Genomic DNA, 25762 nt, shown 5'->3' on the forward strand with positions numbered 1-25762 from the left:
GTTTCAGTCGGTCTGACTGCAACAAAGGGACATTGATCCCAAAGGGGGCGCCGGCAAAACCACCGCGAGTGCAAATTACCGCTGCGGCGCCTGGGTGGGCACGATCGGCGACGGCAATGCCGTTGCTCCCTGCAGGAAGGTGTCGACGGCGGCCGCGCAGGAGCGGCCCTCGGCAATGGCCCACACGATGAGCGACTGGCCGCGGCCCATGTCTCCGGCAACGAAGACACCGGGCACGTTGGTGACCCACTCGTTGGTGCGCTCCACGTTTCCGCGCTGGTTGAAATCGACGCCCAGGTCGGTCAGCAGACCGCCCTTGTCGGGTCCGACGAATCCCATGGCGAGCAGCACCAGATCGGCTTCGAGGGTGAACTCGCTGCCCTCGACCTTCTCGAACTTGCCGGCCTTGAACTCGACCTCACAGGCTTCGAGCGCGGTGACCTTGCCGTCTTCTCCGACGAAACGCTCGGTGTTGACGGAGAAGACGCGTTCGCCGCCCTCCTCGTGTGCCGACGCGACGCGGTACATCAGCGGATACGTCGGCCACGGGGTGGACGTTGCCCGCTCCTCCGGCGGCCGGGCCATGATCTCGAACTGGTGCACGCTCTCCGCGCCCTGACGGTGCGAGGTGCCGAGGCAGTCGGCACCGGTGTCGCCGCCGCCGATGATGACGACCTTCTTGCCCTCGGCGCTGACGGGCGGCGCAGCGAAGTCGCCCTGCTGGACGCGATTGGCGTGCGGCAGGAACTCCATGGCCTGGTAGATGCCGTCGAGCTCGCGGCCCTCGATGGGCAGGTCGCGCCATGCGGTGGCACCGCCGGACAGCACGACCGCGTCGAACTGCTCGCGCAGTTCGTCGGCCGAGATATCCACGCCCACATCGACACCGGTGCGGAAGACGGTGCCCTCGGCTTCCATCTGTGCCAGCCGTCGATCGATGTGGCGCTTCTCCATCTTGAACTCGGGGATGCCGTAGCGCAGCAGTCCGCCGATACGATCGGCACGCTCGAACACCGTGACGGTGTGGCCGGCGCGGGTGAGCTGCTGCGCTGCAGCAAGTCCCGCGGGTCCGGAGCCGACGACGGCGACGGTCCTACCGGTCAGGTGCGTCGGGTAAACCGGCGTGACCCAGCCTTCTTCGAAAGCCTTGTCGATGATCTCGACCTCGACCTGCTTGATCGTCACCGGATCCTGGTTGATGCCCAGGACACACGACGCCTCGCACGGAGCCGGGCACAGCCGTCCGGTGAATTCCGGAAAGTTGTTGGTGGCGTGCAGGCGATCGATGCTGTCGCGCCAGCGATCCTTGAACACCAGGTCGTTCCACTCGGGAATCAGATTCCCGAGAGGACAACCGTTGTGGCAGAACGGAATACCACAATCCATGCATCGGCTGGCCTGGGTACGCAGAGTGTCCTTCGAGAAGTCCTCGTAGACCTCTTTCCAGTCCATCAGACGCAGATCGACCGGCCGCCGCTTGGGTACCTCACGAACGGTGTTCTTCAAAAATCCCTGTGGGTCACCCACGAGCTGCCTCCATGATCGCTTCGTCCACGTCCGCGCCGTTCTTCTCGGCTTCGGAGATGGCCAGCAGTACCTTCTTGTAGTCGCGAGGCATGACCTTCACGAAATGGTTCACCTGCTGTGACCAGTCCGCGAGGATCCGCTCGGCCACCTCGGAGCCGGTCTGCTCCTGGTGACGGGTGACGATGTCCTTCAACCAGGTGAATTCGTCGCCCTCCAGCTCGTCGATGTCGACCAACTCGGTGTTGAGGTTGGCCTCGAACGTCTTGTTCGGATCGAAGATGAACGCGACGCCGCCGGACATGCCTGCACCGAAGTTACGGCCTGTCGCGCCGAGGATGACCACCTTGCCGCCGGTCATGTACTCGCACCCGTGATCGCCGACGCCTTCGACGACGGCCTCCGCGCCCGAGTTACGTACGGCGAAACGCTCGCCGACCACACCTCGGATGAGAGCCTCGCCGCTGGTGGCACCGAACAGGAAGACGTTGCCGCCGATGATGTTGTCCTCGGCGACGAATCCCTTGGGTGCACTCAACGACGGACGCAGCACGAGATGCCCACCGGACAGTCCCTTGCCGACGAAGTCGTTGGCATCACCCTGCAACCGGAGCGTCATTCCCGACGGGACGAACGCACCGAAACTGTTGCCGGCCGAACCGGTGAACGTGATGTCGATGGTGTCGTCCGGGAGCCCGACGCCGCCGTACGCCTTGGTGACCTCGTGCCCGAGCATCGTTCCGACGGTGCGGTTGACGTTGGTGATCTTGGATTCGAAGACGACCTTCTCGCCCTTGTCCAATGCGTTGCGGCTGGCCGCGATGAGCTGCTGATCCAGAGCCTTGTCGAGGCCGTGATCCTGAACCCCGGTGTTGTAGAGGTTCTGGTTCATGAAGGCCGATTCGACCTCTTCGAGGATCGGCGACAGATCCAGCTTCGACGCCTTCCAGTGCTCCTTGGCAGCAGTGGTGTCGAGCAGACCGACCTGACCGACGGCCTCGTCGAGCGTGCGGAACCCGAGCTCGGCCATGAGCTCGCGAACCTCCTCGGCGATGAACATGAAGAAGTTCTCGACGAACTCGGGCTTACCCGCGAAACGCTTGCGCAGCAACGGGTTCTGCGTAGCAACGCCGACCGGGCAGGTATCGAGATGGCAGACGCGCATCATGATGCAGCCCGAAACGACGAGCGGAGCGGTGGCGAAACCGAACTCCTCACCGCCGAGCAGCGCGGCGACCATCACGTCGCGGCCGGTCTTGAGCTGGCCGTCGACCTGCACGACGATGCGGTCACGAAGACCGTTGAGCAGCAACGTCTGCTGGGTCTCGGCCAGGCCGAGCTCCCACGGTCCACCTGCGTGCTTGACCGACGTCAGCGGCGTTGCGCCGGTGCCGCCGTCGTGGCCCGAGATGAGCACCACGTCGGCGTGGGCCTTGGACACACCGGCCGCGACCGTACCGACGCCGACCTCGGAGACCAGCTTCACGTGGATGCGGGCCTCTGGGTTGGCGTTCTTCAGATCGTGAATCAGCTGCGCGAGATCCTCGATCGAGTAGATGTCGTGGTGCGGCGGCGGCGAGATCAGACCGACACCCGGCGTCGAATGCCGGACCTCGGCGACCCACGGGTACACCTTGTGCGCCGGAAGCTGGCCGCCTTCACCGGGCTTGGCTCCCTGCGCCATCTTGATCTGGATGTCGGTGCAGTTGGTCAGGTAGTGCGAGGTGACACCGAAGCGGCCCGACGCGACCTGCTTGACGGCCGACCGTCGCCAGTCCCCGTTCTCGTCGGGGGTGAACCGCGAGACGTCCTCGCCGCCCTCACCGGAGTTCGAGCGTCCACCGAGCCGGTTCATCGCGATGGCGAGAGTCTCGTGCGCCTCGGCCGAGATGGAGCCGTAGCTCATCGCACCCGTGGAGAAACGCTTGACGATCTCGCTCGCCGGCTCGACTTCGTCGATCGAAATTGCCTGTCGCTCTTCGGTCTTGAAGCGGAACAGGCCGCGCAGCGACGCGAGCCGCTCGGATTGGTCGTCGACCATCTTCGTGTATTCCTTGAAGACGTCGTACTGACCGGTGCGGGTGGAGTGCTGCAGCTTGAACACGGTGTCGGGGTTGAAGAGGTGGTACTCCCCCTCGCGGCGCCACTGGTACTCGCCGCCCGTCTCGAGCTCGCGGTGCGCGCGCTCCTGACGGTTGTCGAGGTACGCGACCGCATGTCGCGCTGCGACGTCGTCGGCCACCTGATCGAGATCGATGCCGCCGAGGTGGCTGTTGAGCCCGGTGAAGTACTCGTCGACCAGTTCCTGCGAGAGGCCGATGACCTGGAACAGCTGGGCTCCGGTGTACGACGCGAGAGTCGAGATGCCCATCTTGGACATCACCTTCAGCACACCCTTGCCTGCGGCCTTGATGTAGTTGCCGACGGCCTTGTCGAACTCGATGTCTGTGAGGGCGCCGCGCTCGATCATGTCCTCGATCGACTCGAACGCCATGTACGGATTGACCGCTGCCGCACCGAAACCGATGAGCAGAGCCATGTGATGGACCTCGCGGGCGTCACCGGACTCGATGATCAAACCGACCTTGGTACGGGTCTTCTCACGAACCAGGTGATGGTGCACAGCGGAGGTCAGCAGCAGCGACGGAATCGGAGCGAGCTTCTCGCTCGACTCGCGGTCCGAGAGCACGATGATCCGTGCGCCGCCCGAGATGGCAGCGGAGACCTGAGCTCGGATGGCCTCCAACGACTTTCGGAGACCTTCGCCACCCTCGGCAACCGGGTAGAGGCCGCGCACGACCACCGAACGAAGTTCTTCCTGCGTGCCCTCGTCGTTGATGTGCACGAGCTTGGCGAGATCGTCGTTGTGCAGGATCGGCTGCGGCAGCACGATCTGCTTGCAGCTCTCGGCGTTCGGGTTGAGCAGATCGCCCTCGGGGCCGATCGTGCCGCCGAGGCTGGTGACGATCTCCTCGCGGATCGCGTCGAGCGGCGGGTTGGTGACCTGCGCGAAAAGCTGCGAGAAGTAGTCGAACAACATCCGCGGGCGGGCCGACAGCACGGCAATCGGGGTATCGGTACCCATGGACCCGATGGCCTCGGCACCGGACTTCGCCATCGGCGAGACCAGCACGTTCAGTTCCTCGGTGGTGTACCCGAAGATCTGCTGACGGATGAGAACGCGATCGTGCGGCATGTGCACGTGCGGGCGCTCGGGCAGATCGTCGATCGAGGTCAGACCCTCGTCGAGCCACTGCTGGTACGGATGCTCGGCGGCGAGCTCGTCCTTGATCTCGTCGTCGGAGACGATGCGGCCCTGTGCGGTGTCCACCAGGAACATCCGGCCCGGCTGCAACCGAACCTTGCGGACGACCTTGGACGGGTCGATGTCGAGAACGCCGACCTCGGACGCCATGACGACCAAGCCGTCGTCGGTGACCCACAGCCGGCTCGGGCGCAGGCCGTTGCGGTCGAGGACCGCTCCGATGACGGTGCCGTCGGTGAAGCACACCGACGCAGGTCCGTCCCAGGGCTCCATCAGCGACGAGTGGTACTTGTAGAACGCCCGGCGCGCGGGGTCCATGGACTCGTGCCGCTCCCACGCCTCGGGAATCATCATGAGCACGGCGTGCGGCAGGCTTCGGCCACCGAGATGCAGCAGCTCGAGCACCTCGTCGAAACGTGCTGTGTCGCTTGCTCCGTGGGTGACCACGGGGAAGATCTTCTCGAGCGCCTCGGAGCCGCCGAACACGTCGGAGGTGATGAGCGCCTCGCGGGCGCGCATCCAGTTCTCGTTGCCGGTGGCGGTGTTGATCTCGCCGTTGTGCGCAACGCGCCGGAACGGATGCGCCAGCGGCCACGACGGGAACGTGTTGGTGGAGAAGCGCGAATGCACAAGGCCGAGCGCACTTTCCACGCGCTCGTCCTGCAGGTCGAGGTAGAAGCCCTTGAGCTGAGGCGTTGTGAGCATGCCCTTGTAGACGAAGGTCTGCGAGGACAGCGACGGGAAGTACACGGTCTCGCGGCCGGGGCCGTCCTTGCCCGCGCCCTCTTCGCCCAACTCGTGCTCGACGCGCTTGCGAATGACGAAGGCGCGACGTTCCAGATCGAGATCGGTGACCGATGCATCCGGGGCGGCGAGGAACAGCTGACGGAACGTCGGCATCGCGTCGCGAGCCAGCGCGCCGAGGGACGAGTCGTCGGTGGGAACCTCACGCCAACCGAGAACCGTCAGGCCCTCGCTCTCGACGATGCGCTCGACACCCTCGCAGGCGCGTGCCGCGTCGCTGCGGCCCTGCGGAAGGAACGCGACACCGGTTGCGTAGGCACCGGGAGCGGGGAGCTCGAAATCTACGACGGCTCGGAAGAACGCGTCCGGAACCTGGATGAGAATGCCTGCACCGTCACCGGTATTCGGTTCGGAGCCGGCGGCACCGCGATGCTCGAGGTTGACCAGTGCGGTGATCGCCTTCTCGACGATGTCACGACTGCGGCGACCGTGCATGTCCACCACGAACGCGACACCACAGGAGTCGTGCTCGTTGACGGGATCGTAGAGGCCTTGCGGGCCCGGAGTGTGCTTCATACCTAGCCTTCGGATAAGTCCAGCCTTGAAACTCGTCGGCGACGGTGTGGTGTAACCGGCTGCTCGAACGGCCTGCGGTGCGTCCTCGCCGTTGAAGCAGCACCTGTCGATCGTCGACGCTTTCCTCTGCACGGGCGGGTAGGCACGTGATAGAAAAGTGAGGGTCTCGACGGATCCGGCCGTGGTGAGGCCGATCCAACTACGAACGATAAGTCAGCACCTGGGTACCTCTGCAAATAAGGTAAGCCTATTGTGGGCTTTCACCTGCGAATTTCCTTACATTCGTCGACGTATCGACCCCATCTTTCGACGGCTGGGCCGCAACGGCCGAAAAGTACACGCGTGTAAGACGATCGGACTGTGACCGCATCGAAAAAACTGGCCGCAGCGATCGAATCAGCTGCGGCCAGTCTGGTGGGCGGAGGGGGACTTGAACCCCCACGTCCCTAAGGACACTGGCACCTGAAGCCAGCGCGTCTGCCATTCCGCCACCCGCCCGGGTGACGGCGAGAACACTAACACGCACCCTGCCGCGCTCGAAAATCGCGGCCTCGCGGCATCCGGAGCGAACAGCGGCACGCGGTCTGCGTCGGCCGCACCGTATATCATGCTTGAAGCGCGACCTCGTGATGACACGCGGCTGTCGCACACTGCGCACCCGCAGGCACCACACGGTGGAAGAACACAGTGAGAGGAGGGGTCACGATGGGCATCGTTCAGCGTTTCGAGCGCAAACTCCAGGGCGCTGTCGGCGACGTCTTCGCCCGCGTGTTCGGCGGTGGCGTCGTACCGGCCGAGGTGGAAGCGGCGCTCCAACAGGAAGCGTCGGATCTGGTTCGGCCCCTCGACGGCGGCCATTACCTGGCACCCAACAGCTACGTGATCACCATCAACAGCTCGGACCACGACGAACTCGCAGGCGATCGAGAACTCACGGTCAAGGCATTTTCCCGTCACCTCGACGATTACATCCGCGATCAGGGGTGGCAGACCTACGGTGACGTGGTGGTTCGCTTCGAGCCGTCGCCCACTCTGCACACCGGTCAGTTCCGGGCCAGTGGCTCGGTCGACCCCGATGTGGGACGATCGGCGACTGCTGCGCGGAACCCGTCTGCGCAGCAAGGCGCGTCGGCCAAGCAGAACGTGTCGGCCCAGCAGAACGTTTCGGCCAAGCCGGCACCCAGTCCCGTCCCTTCAGCTACGCAGCGACCGTCTGCCCCACCGATGTCGATACCAGGAGCCGGCCACATGACGCAGAACCCAGGCTACGACCCGCAGCGCGACCCCGCGGACGGTCATCGTCCCGATCCGCGCGCTCGCAACGGTTACGCCGGTGGCCAAGATCCTCGCTACGCCGCGCGTGAGCAGAACGGATACGACGCCCAGGCCTACGCGCCAGCCGATTACGATCCGCGCTACGACCAGCAGCCGTACAACGGTCAGGGCTACGACGAGCAGCCGTACGCCGAACAGGGTCAGGCGTACAGCGCGGCAGGCGGCCAGGATCAGGGCTACGACCCGCACGCCTACGGCAATACCAACGGCCAGGACCAGGGGTACGACGCCCAGGGATACAACGCGCAAGGCTACGACGCCCAGGGATACAACGCGCAGGGCTACGACGCCCAGGGCTACCAGTACAACGGAGCCGACGGCGGTGCCTACTCCGAGTCTCCGTACCAGGAGCAGGCCTACAGCGACCCGGCAGGGCAGTACGCCGAACCACAGGCCGCCGGGTACCAGCAGCCCGGCTACCAGCAGCCGGCATACGACTACCCACCTGCCCCGGCTGCCTACGGTCGCGGCTACCCGCAAGGCGCGGGCGATCGTAATGACGGATACGGCTACGACCAGCCCGCCGCGTATGCCGGTCAGGCTCAGTCGCTCGCAGCCACACTGCAGCTCGAAGACGGCAGCGGTCGTTACTTCCAGCTCCGTGACGGTCAGAACATCATCGGCCGCGGCCAGGACGCTCAGTTCCGGCTGCCCGATACCGGTGTCTCGCGGCGGCACATCGAGATTCGCTGGGACGGCCGCGTGGCCATGCTCTCCGACCTCGGCTCGACCAACGGCACCACCGTCAACGGCGCTCCGGTTCAGGACTGGCAGCTGGCCGACGGCGACGTCATCAGGGCCGGGCATTCCGAGATTCTGGTCCGGATCGTCTGACACAAGGGCTACCGGGCACGAGCGATGGTCGACTCTCGTGCTCGTCGACCCGAATGTCGTCCACCCGAGCGGCTTCACCCTATGATGCTGCGAGACAACCATGTCTGCCGCGCCGCAACGTTCAGGCGTGTGGGCAGCAGGTCCGATCGCGAAGGAGGAGGTGAATCGTCGTGCAGGGATTGATTCTGCAACTGACCAGGGCGGGCTTCCTGCTTCTGCTGTGGTTCTTCGTCTGGGCCGTCCTTCGCACCCTGCGCAGTGACATCTACGCGGCTGCAGGCATGCGAGTACCAGCGCGCTACACCGGAGCCTCCAAAGTTCTTCCGTCGTTCAACAAGCAGAAGGTGGCCAAGTACCTCGTGGTGACCCAGGGCGGTCTCGCCGGAACGCGCATCTCGCTCGGTACTCAGCCCGTCCTCATCGGACGCGCGGACGATTCGACTCTCGTTCTGACAGACGACTATTCGTCCACGCGCCATGCCCGCCTCTCACCTCGTGGCGGAGATTGGTACGTCGAGGACCTCGGCTCGACCAACGGCACCTACCTCGACCGCGCCAAGGTCACCACCGCAGTGCGAGTACCCCTGGGAACCCCGGTTCGTGTCGGCAAGACCGTGATCGAGTTGCGCCCGTGACCCTCGTTCTCCGCTACGCCGCCCGCAGCGACCGCGGTCTGGTCCGCTCGAACAACGAGGACTCCGTGTACGCCGGGGCTCGGCTGTTGGCACTGGCAGACGGTATGGGCGGTCACGCCGCCGGTGAAGTGGCCTCGCAGTTGATGATCGCCGCGTTGGCCCACCTCGACGACGACGAGCCCGGCGAAGATTTGCTGGGCAAGCTCGAGGCAGCCACCCGTGAAGGCAACGCGTCGATCGCCGATCAGGTCGAGGACGAGCCCGAGCTCGACGGCATGGGCACCACGTTGACAGCAATCCTGTTCGCGGGCAAACGAATCGGGCTCGTCCACATCGGTGACTCACGTGCGTACATGCTGCGCGACGGATCGCTCACCCAGATCACCCGCGACGACACCTTCGTCCAATCACTCGTCGACGAGGGCCGCATCACCGCCGAGCAGGCGCACACGCACCCGCAGCGATCGCTGATCATGCGCGCCCTCACCGGTAACGAGATCGAGCCGACGCTGACCGTCCGAGAGGTCCGCGCAGGCGACCGATACCTGCTGTGCTCCGACGGCCTGTCCGATGTCGTCAGCGACGAGACCATCGAGAACACCATGAACGAGGGCGAAACCGGTCCCTGCGCCGATCGTCTCATCGAACTCGCACTGCGCAGCGGTGGACCGGACAACGTGACGGTCGTCGTTGCCGATGTGATCGACCTCGACTACGGACAGAGTCATCCCATCCTCGGTGGCGCCGCCAGCACCGAGGACGAGGAGGACGCTCCTCCTCCCAACACCGCAGCAGGACGCGCCGCGGCGATGCGACCGCCTCGCTCGACGCCCAAGCGCGTCACCACCCCGGTGGTCACCCCCGAGAAGAAGTCGCACAAGCTGCGCTGGACGCTGATCGCCCTCACCCTGGTGGTGCTCGCCGCAATCGGCGCGGTCGTTGCCAATTCGATCATCAGAGGCAACTACTACGTCGGCGCCGACAACAGCAAGGTCACGGTGCTGCGGGGCCTTCCCGGCTCGGTGCTGGGCTACTCGCTGCAGAGCGTGGAACTGACCGGCTGCCTCGACGGCGACGGAGCCGTCACACTGACAGCCCCCGATGCCGCGCCCGCGGACTGCGTTCCTTTCGAGGTCGACGACCTTCTGCCTGCCGCACGCGAGCAGGTCACGGCCGGACTGCCGTCGGGGTCCCTCGACGACGCGCGTGGCCAGGTCCAACGCCTGGCGTCGGGCGACCTGCTTCCGGTGTGCGAGACCGAACCCGCCGTCACCACCACCCCCGAACCGACCCCCACGACAACGATCATCCCGCCACCCGGGGTCCCGTTGCCGCCGACCGTGGAGCCCATCCCCGAGGTGGCGCCGACGACCACCGCGGTGCCGACACCGACGGTGCCGCAGGTTCCCGGCCAGAACTGCAGGACCGGTACTCGATGAGTTCCCCCACCTCCGCCGGAGGGTCCTTTCCGAGTCCGCCCGGGGGGTTCGCTCCTGCACCGATCCAATCGAACCGGCGCGGAGTCGAGTTGCTTCTGCTCGGGGCCGCGGTCCTGATCACCACGATCTCGTTGGTGTTGGTCGAGGCCAGCCAGGAACAGACCATCACCTGGGATCTGGCGAAGTACGCGCTCGCGTATCTCGCGCTGATGACGGTGGCGCACTTGGCCGTACGACGCTTCGCGCCTCACGCCGATCCGCTCCTGCTCCCGATCGTGGCACTTCTCAACGGCCTCGGGCTGGTGCTCATTCACCGACTCGACCTCGCCGATCAGCAGCAGGCGCAGTATCTCGGTAATCCGATCCCCTCACCCGATGCCAACCAGCAGGTGCTGTGGACGACATTGGCGATCGCCGGTTTCGTGGCGTTGCTGGTGCTGCTGCGGGACTACCGAACCCTGGCCCGCTACGGCTACACCGTCGGTCTCGCCGGCCTGATTCTTCTCGCGATCCCAGCGATGCTGCCGTCCGCATTCTCTGAGGTCAACGGGTCGAAGATCTGGATCCGGCTGCCCGGCTTCAGTATTCAGCCCGGTGAGTTCGCGAAAATTCTGCTGCTCATCTTCTTCGCTTCGCTGCTGGTCGCCAAGCGCGAGTTGTTCACCGTCGCGGGCAAGCACGTACTGGGTATGGACTTCCCGCGAGCCCGCGATCTGGGTCCGATCCTGGTCGTCTGGATCGTTTCGGTCGCGGTGCTGGTGTTCGAGAAGGACCTCGGCACGTCGCTGCTGATCTTCGGAACCGTGCTGGTGATGATCTATATCGCGACCGAGCGAGTCGGCTGGTTGATCATCGGGTTCGGCCTGCTGATCGTCGGATTCCTGTTCGCGTATCAGGTATTCGGCCACGTCAAGATCCGAACCGACACCTGGCTGCACCCGTTCGACGACTACAACGACACCGGATATCAGATCGTCCAGTCGATGTTCAGCTTCGCCACGGGTGGATTGGCGGGCACCGGCCTCGGAAGCGGTCGCCCGTCCCAGGTGCCGTTCGCCAAGACGGACTTCATCATCGCGACCGTCGGCGAAGAGCTCGGCCTCATCGGCCTGACGGCAGTGCTGATCCTGTACCTACTGTTCATCATTCGCGGCCTGCGCACCGCGCTGGCCGTCCGGGACAGCTTCGGCAAACTGCTGGCTGCCGGCTTGTCGTTCACGATTGCCATCCAACTGTTCGTCGTCGTCGGCGGCGTCACCAAGCTCATTCCGCTCACCGGCCTCACCACGCCGTATCTGTCCTACGGAGGATCTTCGCTTCTCGCCAACTACCTGCTTCTCGCATTGCTGATCAAGATCTCCGATGCGGCCCGTGAGCCGGCAACCCCCAAGAAGAAGCCCGCTCCTGCAGCACCCATCGCGGACGCGCCGACCGAGATGGTGAAGCGCCCATGAACACTCCTCTACGCCGCGTGTCCATCGCTGTGATGGTCATGGTCGTCGCGTTGCTCGCCAATGCCACCTACCTCCAGGTCATCAAGGCCGACGATTTGCGAACCGACCCGCGCAACTCACGTGTGTTGCTCGACGAGTACTCACGCCAGCGCGGTCAGATCTCGGCGGGTGGCCAGGTTCTCGCATCCTCGGTCGCCACCGACGACCGCTACAAGTACCTGCGTACCTACCCGCAGAACTCGATCTCTCCGGCCAGCCCACAGGCCAATGCTCCCATCACCGGCTACTACTCGATGTTGTACTCGAGCAACGGCCTGGAACGGGCCGAGGACCCCGTACTCAACGGATCCGACGACCGCCTCTTCGGTGGGCGTTTGTTCGACCTCATCTCCGGCCGAGATCCGCGCGGAGGCAACGTCGTCACCACCATCGACCCCGTCGTCCAGCAGGTCGCGTACGACCAGCTCACGGCCAAGGGTTACACCGGTTCGGTGGTCGCACTCGATCCCGCAACCGGCAACGTGCTTGCCATGGCCAGCACCCCCAGCTACGACCCCAACCTGCTGGCCAGCCACGACGGCAGCACGACGACCACAGCGTGGGAGAACCTGAGCAACGACCCGAACAAGCCGATGGTGAACCGTGCGATCTCACAGACGTACCCGCCCGGCTCCACCTTCAAGGTGATCACCACTGCCGCCGCACTCGAGTCGGGTGCGACGCCTGATACCCAGCTCACGGCCGCGTCGAACATCACGTTGCCGGGAACCTCTACGACACTCGAGAACTACAACGGTTCGACGTGCGGCGGCGGCCAGACCGCAAGCCTGCGCGAAGCGTTCGCACGGTCGTGCAACACCGCCTTCGTCGAGCTCGGCATCGACACCGGAGTGGACAAGATGCGCGACGCCGCGTCCGCTTTCGGGATCGGCGAGGACACCTCGATTCCGCTCCCCGTGGCCGACAGCACCATCGGCCCGATCGACGACGACGCGGCTCTCGGCCAGTCCAGCATCGGCCAACGCGACGTTGCGCTGACCCCCTTGCAAGACGCAGTCATCGCCGCCACGGTCGCCAACGGCGGCGTGCGGATGGCACCGAACCTGGTGCAACAGTTGCAATCTCCCGACTTGTCCGACCTGTCGAGCTACCAGCCGAAGTCCATGGGAGAGGCCATCAGCTCCGATACCGCTGCGACCCTGACCGATCTGATGATCGGCTCCGAGAACAACACCAGTGGCGACGGAAAGATCCCCGGAGTCCAGATCGCCTCGAAAACCGGTACCGCAGAACATGGTTCCGATCCACGCAACACCCCACCTCATGCCTGGTACATCGGATTCGCGCCCGCGAAGGATCCCAAGGTCGCCATCGCAGTCATCGTCGAGGACGGCGGAGACCGAGCCTTGGCCGCAACCGGTGGGTCCGTGGCCGCACCCATCGGGCGGGCCGTCATCGCAGCCGCATTGCAGGGGAGGTGACATAAGGTGCCATTGAGCAACGGAGCCGTAATCGCCCAGCGCTATCGACTGCTGCGCCTCATCGCCACCGGCGGTATGGGGCAGGTGTGGGAGGCGATGGACAATCGTCTCGATCGCCGAGTAGCGGTCAAGGTACTCAAGGCCGAGTTCTCCGAGGACCCGGAATTCTTGCAGCGCTTCAGGTTCGAGGCTCGCACCACGGCGCAGCTCAACTACCCAGGAATTGCCGGCGTCTACGACTACGGCGAGACCCGTGACGGCGCAGGCGAATCGCTGGCGTACCTCGTGATGGAACTGGTCAACGGTGAGCCGCTCAACGCAGTGCTGGGCCGCATGTCCAGACTGCCACTCGGCCATGCCCTCGACATGCTCGAGCAGACCGGCCGCGCCCTGCAGATCGCACACACCGCCGGGGTCGTGCACCGTGACGTCAAGCCCGGCAACATCCTGATCACCCCCACGGGGCAGGTCAAGATCACCGACTTCGGCATCGCCAAGGCCGTCGACGCGTCCCCGGTGACCAAGACCGGAATGGTCATGGGCACCGCGCAGTACATCGCCCCCGAGCAGGCACTCGGCGAGGAGGCCACCTCGGCCTCCGACGTCTACTCGCTCGGCGTCGTCGGATACGAAGTGCTCGCAGGCACGAGGCCTTTCGTCGGAGACGGTGCCCTCACCGTCGCGATGAAGCACGTCCGCGAACAGCCTGCGCCGATGCCGGTCGACCTGCCCCCTGCCGTTCGCGAACTCATCGAGATCACGATGGTCAAGGACCCGGCCACGCGCTATGCCAACGGCGGCGAATTCGCCGACGCGGTCGCCGCGGTCCGTGCGGGTCGCCGACCTCCTGCACCCGGAAACTCCCGCGGTTCGGGCACCGGCCGGGTGATGATGCCCGGCGTCGTGCCGAGTCCGCAGCCGCCTCCGCCGTCGAGCACCCAGATGATGCCTACGTCCCAACGCGAGTACCGCGGACCCGCCACCGGAACGGCTGCCGCGGCTGTGCCCGAGCCCACCGGAATGTCCTCGGCGCAGAAGGCACTCGCCTGGGGTGGTGGTGCCCTGCTGCTCCTCGCCATCCTCATCGGCGGTTACGTTCTGCTGACCGGTGGCAGGGACGACACGCAGACACCGTTCGTGCCGCCGACCACCACCACGCAGCCGGTCACGACCACTCGAACAACCACCGAGCCCACGACGACCACCACCGAAGAAACGACTACCGAAGAAACCACCACAACAACCACCACCACGACCACCGAACCCACCACCACGACGACGAGCCCCACCACGACGTCGGAGGAGCCGACGCAGACGACGACCACTACCCCCCGGCCGCTATTCGAGAATCCGTTTCAGCAAGAGCCACAAGGACAACGATGACGACTCCCCGTACGCTCTCCTCTCGCTACGAGCTGGGCGAGATACTCGGTTTCGGCGGTATGTCCGAGGTTCATCTGGCTCGCGACACCCGACTCGACCGCGACGTCGCCATCAAGGTCCTGCGCGCGGATCTCGCCCGCGACCCCACGTTCTATCTGAGGTTTCGACGCGAGGCCCAGAACGCTGCTGCCTTGAATCACCCCGCCATCGTCGCCGTGTACGACACCGGTGAAGCCGAGACCGAAGCCGGTCCGCTCCCGTTCATCGTCATGGAATACGTCGACGGCGACACCCTGCGCGACATCGTCCGCGCCGAAGGACCCATGCCGCCGCGCCGGGCCATGGAGGTCATCGCCGACGTCTGTGCCGCGCTCGATTTCAGTCACCGCAACGGCATCGTGCACCGCGACGTCAAGCCCGCGAACATCATGATCAACAATGCCGGCGCTGTGAAGGTGATGGACTTCGGCATCGCGCGCGCCATCGCCGATTCCTCGTCGCCGATGACTCAGACCGCCGCCGTGATCGGAACTGCGCAGTACCTCTCACCCGAACAGGCTCGCGGCGAACAGGTCGACGCTCGATCGGACGTCTACTCGCTCGGCTGTGTGCTCTTCGAGATCTTGACCGGTGAACCACCGTTCAAGGGAGACTCACCGGTCGCCGTCGCCTACCAGCACGTGCGCGAGGATCCCCAGCTTCCGTCCCTCGTCAACGACACAGTGCCGCGCGAGCTCGACTCGATCATTCTCAAAGCGATGGCCAAGAACCCTGCCAACCGCTACCAGAGCGCTGCCGAGATGCGTACCGATTTGGTTCGCGTTCTCGGCGGTCAACGGCCGAGCGCGCCGATGGTCATGAACGACGAGGACCGCACCACCATTCTGGGGTCGGTCGACTCCCGTCAGGCCGACTTCTCCGGTCGGGACAAGCCCGCCGCGGTCGCCGAAGCATCTCGCCCCTCGCGGCACGCCGGCCACGACGACGAGCCCCGGAGCCGACGTGGGCTGAAGATCGCGCTCGCCTCGCTCGCGGCCGTGGTCGTCGTCGCGATCGTCGGTGCCTTCCTGTGGTCGCTCGGACCCGGTGCGGACCCCAAGACCGTCACGGTGCCGACCGTCGTCGGACTGGCCGCGGACGAGGCCCAACGCCAGCTCGAAGACGTCGGACTCCGCGTCACCGTCCAGGAGAAGCCCGATGCATCGGTGCCGGAAGGCTCTGCGATCGGTACCAATCCGGCAGCCGGTTCGCAGACCGAATCACCCGGAGCCATCTCGCTCGACGTGTCCTCCGGACCTCAGCAAGTGCAGGTTCCGCGACTGACCGGCCGAACGCAACAGCAGGCGTCCGACGCATTGAACGAGGTGGGACTCGAACTCGATCCCACCATCGCCCGCGCGCCGTCGACGCCGGAGAACCTCGACAAGGTCGTCGAGCAGAATCCGTCGTCGGGCGTGAGCATGAACGCCAACTCGCAGGTACGCATCACCCTGGGCTCCGGACCGGCACAGGTACGCATGCCCAACGTCGTCGGCCAACTCGTGGAGGTTGCGCAACCGAACGTCGAAGGTGCCGGCCTGCGCGTGCAGGTTCAGAATATCGACTCCTCGCAGCCGGTGGGTCAGGTCGTCTCGACCGATCCCGCAGGCGGCACCAACGTCGCCGAGAACACCATCGTCACGCTGCGGGTTTCCAACGGAGACAAGATCCCGATGCCGGACCTGTCCGGCCTCACCGAGGCACAGGCCCTGACGGCACTGGAAACGGCAGGATGGACCGGAACGGCGTCGAACCTGTCGGCGTCGAGGCAGGCAACGCTGGACCCACTGATGGTCGGGCGAGTCGTCAACCAGACTCAGCCTGCCGGCTCGGAGATCAGCAAGACCGACACGATCACCGTGAGCATCGGTGCGCTGGGAATCCCCACCGGCTAGTCGGTGACTCAGGCGAAGGCTTCGGCCACCTGAGCTTCGAGCTTGGCGACGAGGCCGGCGTCGGTGGGCATACCGCAGACGGCGAGCCAGTTGGCCAACATGCGGTGCCCGCCCTCGGTGAGGATCGATTCCGGGTGGAACTGCACCCCGTGAATCGGCAGTTCGACGTGTCTCATGGCCATCACGAGACCCGATTCGGTGCGGCCGATGATCTCGAGTTCCGCCGGAATGGTGTCTTCACGGACAGTCAGTGAGTGGTACCGAGTGGCGGTGAATGGATCGCTCATCCCTTCGAGAACTCCGACGCCCGAATGGTGCACCAGACTGGTTTTCCCGTGCAGCAGCTCTGGGGCTTTCTCGACGGTAGCGCCGAATACGGCTCCGATGGCCTGGTGTCCGAGACAGACTCCCAGTAGCGGCGTTTTCGCACGGGCGGCCGCCGACACCAGATCCATCGTGGCACCGGCGCGCTGTGGTGTGCCCGGCCCGGGGCTGAGCAGGATGCCGTCGAACTGCACCGCGACCGCATCGCGATCGGTGAGGCGCTCGTCGTCGTTGCGCCAGACCTCGACATCGACGTTCAGCTGGCCCAGGTACTGGACGAGATTGAAGACGAAGCTGTCGTAGTTGTCGACGACCAGAATGCGCATGTCGACAGCGTACTCAGCGGGGCTGCGCGTACCGCATGCGCACCGATTCGCTGTAGGCGGGCACCGAGACGTTCGCAGAGGTCGCGACGTCGTAGCGCAGGCCGTAGCGGAGCGCGTACTGCTCGTACAACCGCACCCCGGGCTCGTTCTTCAACGCCGCGCGCAACCGGTCCTGGTCGCCGATCGCCGTCATCACGTACGGCGGACTGTACGTCCGGCCGCCGAGCAACAGGGTGTTGCCGATGCAGCGCGGAGCCGACGAGGCCACCAGCCGCTGATCCTGCATCGCGATCGCCGACGCGCCACCGGCCCACAACGCGTTGAGGACGCTTTGCACATCGACCTGATGGACCACCAGATCGTCGGGCGCGGCATCGGATGCATACGCGCCGTCGGGGCCCCGGGGAGCGTCGGCCATCGTCACGGTCAGTCCGGCGCCGGACGCAGCTTCACGCCCCGCCGCGTCGGCCAGGGAATCGATGCGGGCCAAAGCGTCGGCGACGTCGGTGTCGCCGGAGGCGGTGCGCTGCTGGATCGTGTCGACCTGTTGCTCGAGCGCGTCCCTGCTGCGTCGGGCGTCCTCGCTGCTGCCACGAGCGGCGTCGACGAGATCGGCGAGACGGGTGGTGTCCCCGCTGCGCAGTTCGGTGCCGTCCGAAATATGTCTGGTGGTACCGAGCAACAGACCGACGACTGCACACACCGCGACGGCGAGAACCCACCAGCTGGTGTCGGCGCGGGTCGATCGTCGTGTCACGGGTGCTCGCAATTTGTCCGGTGGGTCGGTGCTGGGCTCACCTGGGTTAGCGTGTACAGCAACCGGGGCGGTGACTGTCACGGTCCTCGAGGAGACAATAGCCTGGGGATGCGCGACACCCGTCGATCCACAGGTTCCCGTCGTCAGTTGTCCACAGGTCGGTCGCAGGACCGACAGCCGTCAAGAACGCGAAGAGGAAGCAATGCCGAAGTCGAAGGTACGGAAGAAGAACGACTACACGATCAACCCGGCGAACCGTACGCCGGTGAAGGTCAACGCCGGACCGTCTCCGGTCTGGTACGTGGTCCTGATGCTGGGATTCATGCTGGTCGGCCTGCTGTGGCTGATCGTCTACTACCTCGCTGCGGACGACATCGCGTTCATCGGAAACCTCGGGGCCTACAACTTCTTGATCGGCTTCGGCTTCATGGTCGTCGGGCTCGTCATGACCATGAAGTGGCGCTGACAGTCGAGCGAGTTACACCGATGTCATTCATCCCCAATGTGGATAAACCCTGTGGATAACTTCTCGAACAATCCACAGGGTGTGTACGAAGAGCGCTGGGCAACGCCCGTCGTCGCCATCGGAGCACTGGTGGTGGGCGGTTTTGCCCTCGGAATCGGTGCCGCGCTGTCATCCACCGACGCCGCTGGAACGTTCCTCGTCGGCCTAGCAGCCGTCGGAATGTGGGTTATTGCGGCACTCGCCGCCGCACAGCGTCCCCGCCTCGCCATCACCCGCGACGGATCGTTGACGATGAAACGCCTCAGCGGCGTGCACACGTACTCCCGCGCCGACATCGTGCGCGTGAAAATAGTGCGCTACCCACGACTCGGCCGACGCGTCCCGATGCTCGAACTCGACATTCGCCCGCCAGGCGAGGACGACGACCGACTGATCATCTTCGGCAGATGGGACCTCGGCACCGACCCACGGGATGTGTTCGACGCCCTGGACCTACACGGTCTGGTGCCACCCAGCGCCTGAAAGTCGAGCGGCCCGGTGTACTCGATGTGACGTTCAGTGGCCTTTTCGGGGGTCAATGGCACATCGAGTGGACTCGGGTCGGCAAATGGCGGGCGGTCAGATGCCCATCTGCGCGCGGAGGTCGAGCATTCGCACCGCGATGATGCCGAGGGTCACCAGAGCGACCGCGATCACCGAGATCCAGGCCATGGACACGCCGGCCGAGGTTTGTGAACTCTCCGGCCCCCGGCGTCTGTTGGGGAGAAACACCAAGCCGGCGGTGGCGGCGGCACCGGCGACGAGTCCGCCCATATGACCCCACAGCGAGATGCTGGGGATCGAGATGCTGATGAAGATGTTGAGTGCGATGACGATCAGAACCGGTGCCGGGCTTCGCTTGAGCCTGAGCAGGATGACGGCCTGGGCACCCAGCAGCCCGAAAACCGCACCGGAAGCGCCGGCGGTGAGAGACAACGGGTTCTCGAACACCATGACCGACGCGCTGCCGCCGAGCAGCGACAGGAAGTAGACAGCGAGATACCTGCTGCGGCCCAGGACCAGTTCGACGTCGCGACCGATGAGATAGAGCGCGAACATGTTGACCAGAAGATGGATCGGCCCGATGTGAACGAATCCGTTGCCGATCAGGCGAAACACATCGCCGTCCGCCACGAGCAGACTGTTCAGAGACCATGCCCTGGCAAGCGAAGATTCGTTGAAATTGCTCGCGACGTTGCCGGACTGAGCGGCGGTGATGCCGAAGACCACGACGTTGATCGCTATCAGGGCGTAGGTCAACGGGGTCTTGGCAGATCGCGTGACGGGCGCACCGGCGACAGTCTGCGCAGTGCGGACGTTCTTGTTGCCCTCTCGCACACAATCGACGCAATGCTGCCCCACAGCGGCGGCCTGCAAGCACTGCGGGCACGCCGGGCGACCACAGCGCGAGCACGCCAGACCCGTGGGGCGGTCGGGATGTCGGACGCACACCGACTGGGGTGGGTTGGGTTGGTCGCCGTACGGGCCACCCCAGCCGGGGTTCGTCATCGTGAATCTCTCTGTGGAACTAGATCAGGCAATCGTGACGCTGTTGATGACGACCTCGTCCACCGGACGATCGCCGCGGCCGACCTGCGTGCTCGAGATTGCGTCGACGACCTTCTTGGACGCCTCGTCGGTGACCTCACCGAAGATGCTGTGCTTGCGGTTGAGGTGCGGGGTCTTGCCGGTGGTGATGAAGAACTGCGAGCCGTTGGTGCCGGGGCCTGCGTTCGCCATGGCCAGCAGGTACGGGCGATCGAACGAGAGTTCGGGGTGGAACTCGTCTTCGAACTTGTAGCCCGGTCCACCGGAGCCGGTGCCGGTCGGGTCGCCGCCCTGGATCATGAAACCGTCGATGACGCGGTGGAAGACTGCACCGTCGTAGAACGGTCCGGTCTTGGCACCCGACGCGTTCTGCGTCGTGTATTCCTTCGACCCGTCCGCGAGACCGACGAAGTTCGCGACGGTCTTGGGGGCGTGATTGCCGAACAGTTCGATGACGATGTCGCCGCGGTTGGTGTGCAGCGTTGCCGTTTGGGTCTTGTTTGGTGAAGTCACGCCCACCATCGTGCCATCTCGAGCGACCGGGCAGTTCACAGGTGGTGTATTGGGAGGGTCGATCGGGGTGCCGTTGTGGAACAGTGAGGGTATGACGAGCACTACGAAAACCGAGCAGGTTCACTCCTCCACCGGCACGGCGGCATCGACGCTGCTCGGTGCCGCTTCCGCCGTGAGCAAGGGCCCTGCCGGTGTGGGTCTGCTGCTCGCCAAGCGCGGCTACGGTCTGGCCCGCAAACAGGCTGCTCAGCGTCGCGCCGCCACTGCGGAACGGATTGCCGAAGCCAACCTCACCAGGACGGCTCTGACGGTCGACCCGAAGTCAGGAAACAAGCGCCGCGTTCTGCTGTTCGGGGCTGCCGCTGCCGTCATCGGTGGTGTCGTGTTGTACCTCGGCCGTCGCCGAAACGAGGTACCGCCGCCCGCCGACGTTCCGCCGAGCCTGGCCGACTACGAGGACGGCTCGTCATAGATACAGAAGCTTCTGCAGCAGGTCGAACAAAGCCGGCCTGGTTCTGATCACGGCGTCTTCGCTGCGGTCGGCGACGACAAGCGCGGCGTTGTATCGACTGGTCGATTCCTCGGCAAAGTAGTCGCTGTGACCGATGGATCCGCCGCGGCCGTCGGATCCATCGGTCGAGAGCAGCGTGACCCCGTCCATCGAGCCTGGGTCGCGGCCGAAGGCACCGAGGTCGGCGACGATATCGCCGCCGGCTTCGGCCGAGAACACGTGTCCGTCGGGAAGCCGAAGATCCGAGACCGTGTGCGTACCCAATCCTGGGGACCCGAGCGCCACGAAATCGTCGACCCCGGTGTCGGCTCGAAGCGCCGACGCTGCGGTGAGCGACCCGTACGAGTGGGCCAGCACCGACAGGTGCGGATCGCTCGCACGAGCTGCGTCGAGTCCGTCCAGAAATGGACCGAGCCGATCTGCCCCCTCGTCCGCCGCTACTGGGGACATCACGGTTCGGTCGGGATCGAGCAGTCTCCAGCCGAGCTGGGGAGCCTGGTAGTTCATCCACGTCACGACCGCCGCACTCTCGCCCTGATTTCTTGGAAGAAGTTGCTGCACAGTCGATTTCAAACCATCCATGTCTCCGTCGTAGCTCTCGATGTCTCCGTACACTGTCGAACCAAGGCCAGGTACGAACACTGCCACATGAGTAGCGGTATCGACATCACCCACCGCAACAGCCGCTGTGGTCTCCTCGTACGAGGAGTTGTCCACCACCAGAAGCTGCCGATCTCCCTGCGCAAGAACAGATTCGATCGCGTCGAGCGACTCGAGTCGCCTACGCGTCTGTTCGAGCCCGGCATCCGCGTCGCTGAAAATACCCCCGAACACGTTGTCGTCCAACTCCTTCCGTAGCCCGGCCTCAGCAGCGAGGAGGCGAACACGCTCGGCGGCCAGAACCCGCCGGTTGGCACTGTCTCGTACCCGACCCGGCAGACCGTCGAGACTGCCGATCAGCGCGGGCTGCTCCATCATCAACTTGGTTCGTGCGGCAGGCGAGAGCGCGCTCCAGAACGCAGAATTGGCAGCCGGAGTTGCGCCCGGGGTCACCGAGGCCGCAACTGCTGTCGCAACCTGCATCTGCGGGGTTTCCCCGCTGAGGCGTCGGGCACAGGTGTCGTCGAAAGCCGTGGCCATGCGCATCAACTGAGAGATTCGCGCCGCCAACTCCTCACGAAGACGCCGACGATCCCGCGTCGTAGACCACAGGTCCGAGAGTGCAACCGAGTAGGACGCGACCATGTCGGTGACCGAACCATCGGAGTCGATTGCGAACCGGGATTCGCCTGCCTCCTGCTCCACCACACGCAGAGCGGCCGTCAGACTCGCCATGTCGATCGAGGCGTCGGCGATGCAGCTCGCGATCCGAAGCAGCTCGTCTGAGAAGTCGCTTCCATCGGATGAAACGCTCCTCATTGCCTCTCGCGCAGCATCAGCGGCCGGGCCGGTCCATTCGTCGCCGAATGCCTCGTCCGTGAACGAACGATGCACGACCACCAGTTCGCGCCACTGCCGCATCAGACCGTCGGAGGCAGTGATCAACTCACGGCTGTTCCACGATCTGAACTCGTCGAGTGTGACCATCGTGATTCCCCCGCTGCGTCGTCGTATCCGACGAGTCAACGCGAAGGACGAGTCCCGCTGTGAAATCTATCCCCAGCCTGTGGATGAAATCTGGGGATCAAACTGATTGTCTTGTGCACATCATCGCGCGATTCTGTGGACCGGTCCGCTGAAGCCGTCTCCTGGGTCGGTCGGACGACTGGTCCGAGGCGGCCTGCTCCGCTTTGCCCGATAAAGATCTGCGTCGGCTGCCCGGTAGATCTCACCCCAACGACGACCTGCAGGCATGCATGCCAGGCCGACGCTCCATTCGGCCCGATGGGCACGGCGCAAGCGATCGATGATCTGCAAGGCTTCTTTCTCGAGAACCCCGGGCATGAACAATACGAATTCGTCTCCACCGAGGCGACCGAGGACGTCTCGTTTGGTCAGCTGTCCCTTCCACGCTTTCGAGACCCGAGTCAGGAGTACGTCACCCGCGATGTGGCCGTACTCGTCGTTGATCTCCTTGAAATTGTCGAGATCGAGCACCGCCAGGCTGACCGAGAGTCCGCGGGCGGCGCAGGCCGGCAGCATCTTCTCGATCTTGGACTCGAAACCGAAGCGATTGAGTAGTCCGGTCAATGCGTCGTGGGTCGAGAAATACCGCATCCGGCGTGCGAAGACGCCGAACACCTCGGTCGCACCGACGATTCCGAGAGCAACGAGAATGTAGGAGATGAACGGTGTCCCGTACGGCGCGATCGCGGCACCGATCACTGCCGAAACAGCAAGCACCGCAACCCAGATACCGGCATTTCGCTCGGACCAGAAGGCACCTATGTGCATTCCGAGGAACATCGCGGCCTGCACACAGATCAGGAAGGCAGGCATGGTGTCGCTGCTACCCAATGCACACGCGAGTCCCACCACCGACAGCGCGGTCGCACAACCCACCGCTCGTTTGGGGCTGGGCACACCCGCCCGCACCAGAACCACGATCGCCAGTGGACCCATCACCAACGCCAGCGCCGCGAGAACCTGCTGGGGGCCGGACAGATTGGACCACGATGCGACCGCGCTCGCGGCGTAGAGAACGGTGGTCACAGCTGCGAACACCGCGAGCATGCGACCGGACTCGTCGAACCTCGGCCTGCTCACCAGTCGGTGCCGGTTGCGTCGGGCGCCGCCTGCTCGTGCTCGCGGCAACGCACACCGAACCGGACCACATCACTCACCTGATACCCCCCAGGCACCATCGGCCCTCCCCACGCACTACGGCCATCGCCTCACATGACCCAACGATGCCCGGACTCTAACACCTTCGAGGCACGACCACGACTCTGCGGAGGGAAGACGCAGCAGGTCAGGACGCCTTCTCGGCGCGTGCAGCCTCCCTGGCGAGCAATCGATCCCGAGACTCCTCGAACTTGGTTGCCTTGGACTCCAAGTCCTCGACGAATGCGGCCAGCCGATCGCGATCCCGCTCGCCCTCGCCGGTGAAATCGTTGCGCTCGAAGATCTTCCACTTGCGCAGCACCGGCAGCAGCACTTCGTCCAGATGCTGCCGGAGATCGTAAATTCCATTCTTGGCCAGAATCATGGCGTTCTTTCGGAAGTTCGGCATGTTCAAGCCGGGCATCTGGAAGTCCGTTGCGACATCGGCGATGGCGCGAACCATCTGATCGGGCACGAGATCCAACGATGCCTCACCGAGGTTCCGATAGAAGATCATGTGCAGATTCTCGTCCGCAGCAACACGAGCCAACATTCGATCCGCCACCGGATCGCCACACGCCAACCCCGTATTACGGTGCGACACCCGAGTCGCCAGCTCCTGGAACGTCACATACGCGACCGAATGCAGGAAGTTTGCCCCGTCCATGGGCGCATCCACGCCCACGGTCATGTGGTGCATCCGAGCCCGCTCCAGCTCCACCGGGTCGACTGCACGCGTCACCACCAGATAATCGCGCATCACGATCCCGTGGCGATTCTCTTCCGCAGTCCAACGCCCCACCCACGTGCCCCAGGCACCGTCCAAAGAGAAATTGTCTGCCAATCCCCGGTGATACGACGGCAGATTGTCCTCGGTGAGCAGATTGGTGATCATCGCCGTCCGGGCCAATTCCGACAACGACGACTGCTCGAGAGACCAGTCTTCCCCGCCCATCGCCGCGAAGTTCCGGCCCAGATCCCACGGAACGTAGTCATGTGGATGCCATTCCTTCGCCATCGACAGATGACGATTCAGGTTGGCTTCCAGGGTGCCGTCGAGTTCGGTCAACAGCTCTTCATGATCGAGAACACGTGTCATCTGCGGGGCTCCTTCGAACATCGAGGTGCCCGAACCGCCAATCGATTCGAGACAGTGGCGAACAACGTCCGCCCAGACAGCTGCGACGGCACACCCCCCTGCGGTGCGCCGTCGCGACCGTTCCCGCCGGTCGTGCGACCGACGTTCTTGCACACCGACAACGCTAGGGACCACGCACCCGATGCGAAACAGAACAGTCGAGTGTCTGGATATGTGGGCGCCGGCGACGAGCACCCTTGGGTACGGTCACAACCTTCGTGCTCGGCCCGCCTCGGATCCCTCGGCACTCGATGTCACGTTCGGTGGCCTTTTCGGGGGTCAATGGCACATCGAGTGGACATGTGCCGCCAGAGCGGGTGCGAACGCAACGAAGACGGACACGAAAAAGGACGCCCACAGAGTGGACGTCCTTTTTATTGTGGAGCCTAGGAGATTCGAACTCCTGACATCTGCCTTGCAAAGGCAGCGCTCTACCAACTGAGCTAAGGCCCCGGGTGTTGCGGTTGAACGTGCACGAACACTACACGTTCGATCCGAGCGATTGTCACCCGGTGGAGATACTGTGCCAGACGCCGTCCGAGCTGCGCGTCGAGCGCACCTTCGATACTGTCAGCACTGCGATCACCACCGATGCGACGAGAAGAAGGATTTTCACGTCCTACCTCTTTTCGTTCGTTCGGTGTGGGCCTAGGAGGACTTGAACCTCCGACCTCTTCCTTATCAGGGAAGCGCTCTAACCGCCTGAGCTATAGGCCCTCATCACTGCTTTCGGCCGAAGAATTCCTCTCCTCGAACCGAGGGATGAGATTACC

General features: G+C 64.5%; 19 protein-coding genes and 3 tRNA genes. 10 read left to right on the forward strand and 12 right to left on the reverse strand.

All coding sequences use genetic code 11. From position 1 onward, the window contains the following. Positions 1-75: 75 nt before the first annotated feature. The 3 genes from O4220_RS01825 to O4220_RS01835 form a co-directional block, all read right to left on the reverse strand. Positions 76-1527 (reverse strand): glutamate synthase subunit beta, encoded by a 1452-nt coding sequence (locus tag O4220_RS01825; RefSeq protein WP_037195349.1) that lies wholly within the window; start codon positions 1525-1527, stop codon positions 76-78. Further along, a complete protein-coding gene (gene gltB, locus O4220_RS01830) occupies positions 1520-6109 on the reverse strand; it encodes a glutamate synthase large subunit (RefSeq protein ID WP_269601843.1) in 4590 nt (1529 codons plus the stop codon). The genes O4220_RS01825 and gltB overlap by 8 nt, the downstream gene beginning before the upstream one ends. 412 nt (positions 6110-6521) lie before the next feature. Next, a tRNA-Leu gene (locus tag O4220_RS01835) sits at positions 6522-6607 on the reverse strand. Between the two features lie 207 nt (positions 6608-6814). Between O4220_RS01835 and O4220_RS01840 the strand changes: the two genes are divergently transcribed. The 7 genes from O4220_RS01840 to pknB all read left to right on the forward strand — a co-directional run bounded on the left by O4220_RS01840 (position 6815) and on the right by pknB (position 16604). Beyond that, positions 6815-8278: an FhaA domain-containing protein gene (locus O4220_RS01840; RefSeq protein WP_269601844.1), complete on the forward strand. Its 1464-nt coding sequence runs from the start codon at positions 6815-6817 to the stop codon at positions 8276-8278. A gap of 170 nt (positions 8279-8448) precedes the next feature. Further along, positions 8449-8913 (forward strand): FHA domain-containing protein FhaB/FipA, encoded by a 465-nt coding sequence (locus tag O4220_RS01845; RefSeq protein ID WP_269601845.1) that lies wholly within the window; start codon positions 8449-8451, stop codon positions 8911-8913. Then, the gene (locus O4220_RS01850) at positions 8910-10352 is read left to right on the forward strand and encodes a PP2C family protein-serine/threonine phosphatase (RefSeq protein ID WP_269601846.1); all 1443 of its coding nucleotides are present in this window, start codon (positions 8910-8912) and stop codon (positions 10350-10352) included. The genes O4220_RS01845 and O4220_RS01850 overlap by 4 nt, the downstream gene beginning before the upstream one ends. Then, positions 10349-11806 (forward strand): FtsW/RodA/SpoVE family cell cycle protein, encoded by a 1458-nt coding sequence (locus O4220_RS01855; protein WP_269601847.1) that lies wholly within the window; start codon positions 10349-10351, stop codon positions 11804-11806. The genes O4220_RS01850 and O4220_RS01855 overlap by 4 nt, the downstream gene beginning before the upstream one ends. Continuing rightward, a complete protein-coding gene (locus tag O4220_RS01860; RefSeq protein ID WP_269601848.1) occupies positions 11803-13287 on the forward strand; it encodes a peptidoglycan D,D-transpeptidase FtsI family protein in 1485 nt (494 codons plus the stop codon). The genes O4220_RS01855 and O4220_RS01860 overlap by 4 nt, the downstream gene beginning before the upstream one ends. A gap of 6 nt (positions 13288-13293) precedes the next feature. Further along, positions 13294-14670 (forward strand): serine/threonine-protein kinase, encoded by a 1377-nt coding sequence (locus O4220_RS01865; RefSeq protein WP_032378771.1) that lies wholly within the window; start codon positions 13294-13296, stop codon positions 14668-14670. Then, positions 14667-16604 (forward strand): Stk1 family PASTA domain-containing Ser/Thr kinase, encoded by a 1938-nt coding sequence (pknB, locus tag O4220_RS01870; RefSeq protein WP_269601850.1) that lies wholly within the window; start codon positions 14667-14669, stop codon positions 16602-16604. The genes O4220_RS01865 and pknB overlap by 4 nt, the downstream gene beginning before the upstream one ends. A gap of 8 nt (positions 16605-16612) precedes the next feature. Here pknB and O4220_RS01875 read toward each other — a convergent pair whose 3' ends face one another. Next, positions 16613-17254: an aminodeoxychorismate/anthranilate synthase component II gene (locus O4220_RS01875; RefSeq protein WP_269601851.1), complete on the reverse strand. Its 642-nt coding sequence runs from the start codon at positions 17252-17254 to the stop codon at positions 16613-16615. A 13-nt stretch (positions 17255-17267) separates the two neighbouring features. After that, on the reverse strand, positions 17268-18011 hold the full coding sequence (locus O4220_RS01880; protein ID WP_269601852.1) for a DUF881 domain-containing protein: 744 nt from the start codon (positions 18009-18011) through the stop codon (positions 17268-17270). A gap of 202 nt (positions 18012-18213) precedes the next feature. On the opposite strand from O4220_RS01880, the gene crgA reads away from it, so the two are divergent. Together crgA and O4220_RS01890 are read left to right on the forward strand one after the other, a co-directional pair. Continuing rightward, positions 18214-18477, forward strand: a complete 264-nt coding sequence (gene crgA / locus O4220_RS01885) for a cell division protein CrgA (protein WP_269601854.1) — start codon at positions 18214-18216, stop codon at positions 18475-18477. A 36-nt stretch (positions 18478-18513) separates the two neighbouring features. Continuing rightward, positions 18514-18999 (forward strand): PH domain-containing protein, encoded by a 486-nt coding sequence (locus O4220_RS01890; RefSeq protein ID WP_269601855.1) that lies wholly within the window; start codon positions 18514-18516, stop codon positions 18997-18999. A 96-nt stretch (positions 19000-19095) separates the two neighbouring features. Here the strand turns inward: O4220_RS01890 and O4220_RS01895 are convergent, their stop codons facing one another. After that, entirely contained in the window at positions 19096-20025 is a 930-nt protein-coding gene (locus O4220_RS01895) for a rhomboid family intramembrane serine protease (protein ID WP_269601856.1), read from the reverse strand. A gap of 24 nt (positions 20026-20049) precedes the next feature. After that, positions 20050-20586, reverse strand: coding sequence for a peptidylprolyl isomerase (locus tag O4220_RS01900; protein WP_094616207.1), 537 nt, complete (start codon positions 20584-20586; stop codon positions 20050-20052). An 82-nt stretch (positions 20587-20668) separates the two neighbouring features. Here O4220_RS01900 and O4220_RS01905 point away from each other — a divergent pair, with 82 nt between their 5' ends. Further along, on the forward strand, positions 20669-21049 hold the full coding sequence (locus O4220_RS01905; protein WP_269601858.1) for a hypothetical protein: 381 nt from the start codon (positions 20669-20671) through the stop codon (positions 21047-21049). Here the strand turns inward: O4220_RS01905 and O4220_RS01910 are convergent. The 5 genes from O4220_RS01910 to O4220_RS01930 form a co-directional block, all read right to left on the reverse strand. Further along, entirely contained in the window at positions 21044-22675 is a 1632-nt protein-coding gene (locus O4220_RS01910; RefSeq protein ID WP_269601859.1) for an alpha/beta hydrolase, read from the reverse strand. The two genes, O4220_RS01905 and O4220_RS01910, sit on opposite strands and share 6 nt — an antisense overlap. Positions 22676-22795: 120 nt before the next feature. After that, on the reverse strand, positions 22796-23794 hold the full coding sequence (locus tag O4220_RS01915; protein WP_269601860.1) for a sensor domain-containing diguanylate cyclase: 999 nt from the start codon (positions 23792-23794) through the stop codon (positions 22796-22798). Between the two features lie 205 nt (positions 23795-23999). Beyond that, positions 24000-24950, reverse strand: a complete 951-nt coding sequence (locus O4220_RS01920) for an acyl-ACP desaturase (RefSeq protein WP_269601861.1) — start codon at positions 24948-24950, stop codon at positions 24000-24002. Positions 24951-25369: 419 nt separating this feature from the next. Continuing rightward, positions 25370-25442 (reverse strand) — tRNA-Ala (locus O4220_RS01925). 190 nt (positions 25443-25632) lie between these two features. Then, positions 25633-25706: transfer RNA gene (locus O4220_RS01930), tRNA-Ile, on the reverse strand. Positions 25707-25762: the final 56 nt, after the last annotated feature.

It is taken from the genome of Rhodococcus ruber, assembly GCF_027270735.1.
Taxonomy (GTDB): domain Bacteria; phylum Actinomycetota; class Actinomycetes; order Mycobacteriales; family Mycobacteriaceae; genus Rhodococcoides; species Rhodococcoides rubrum_A.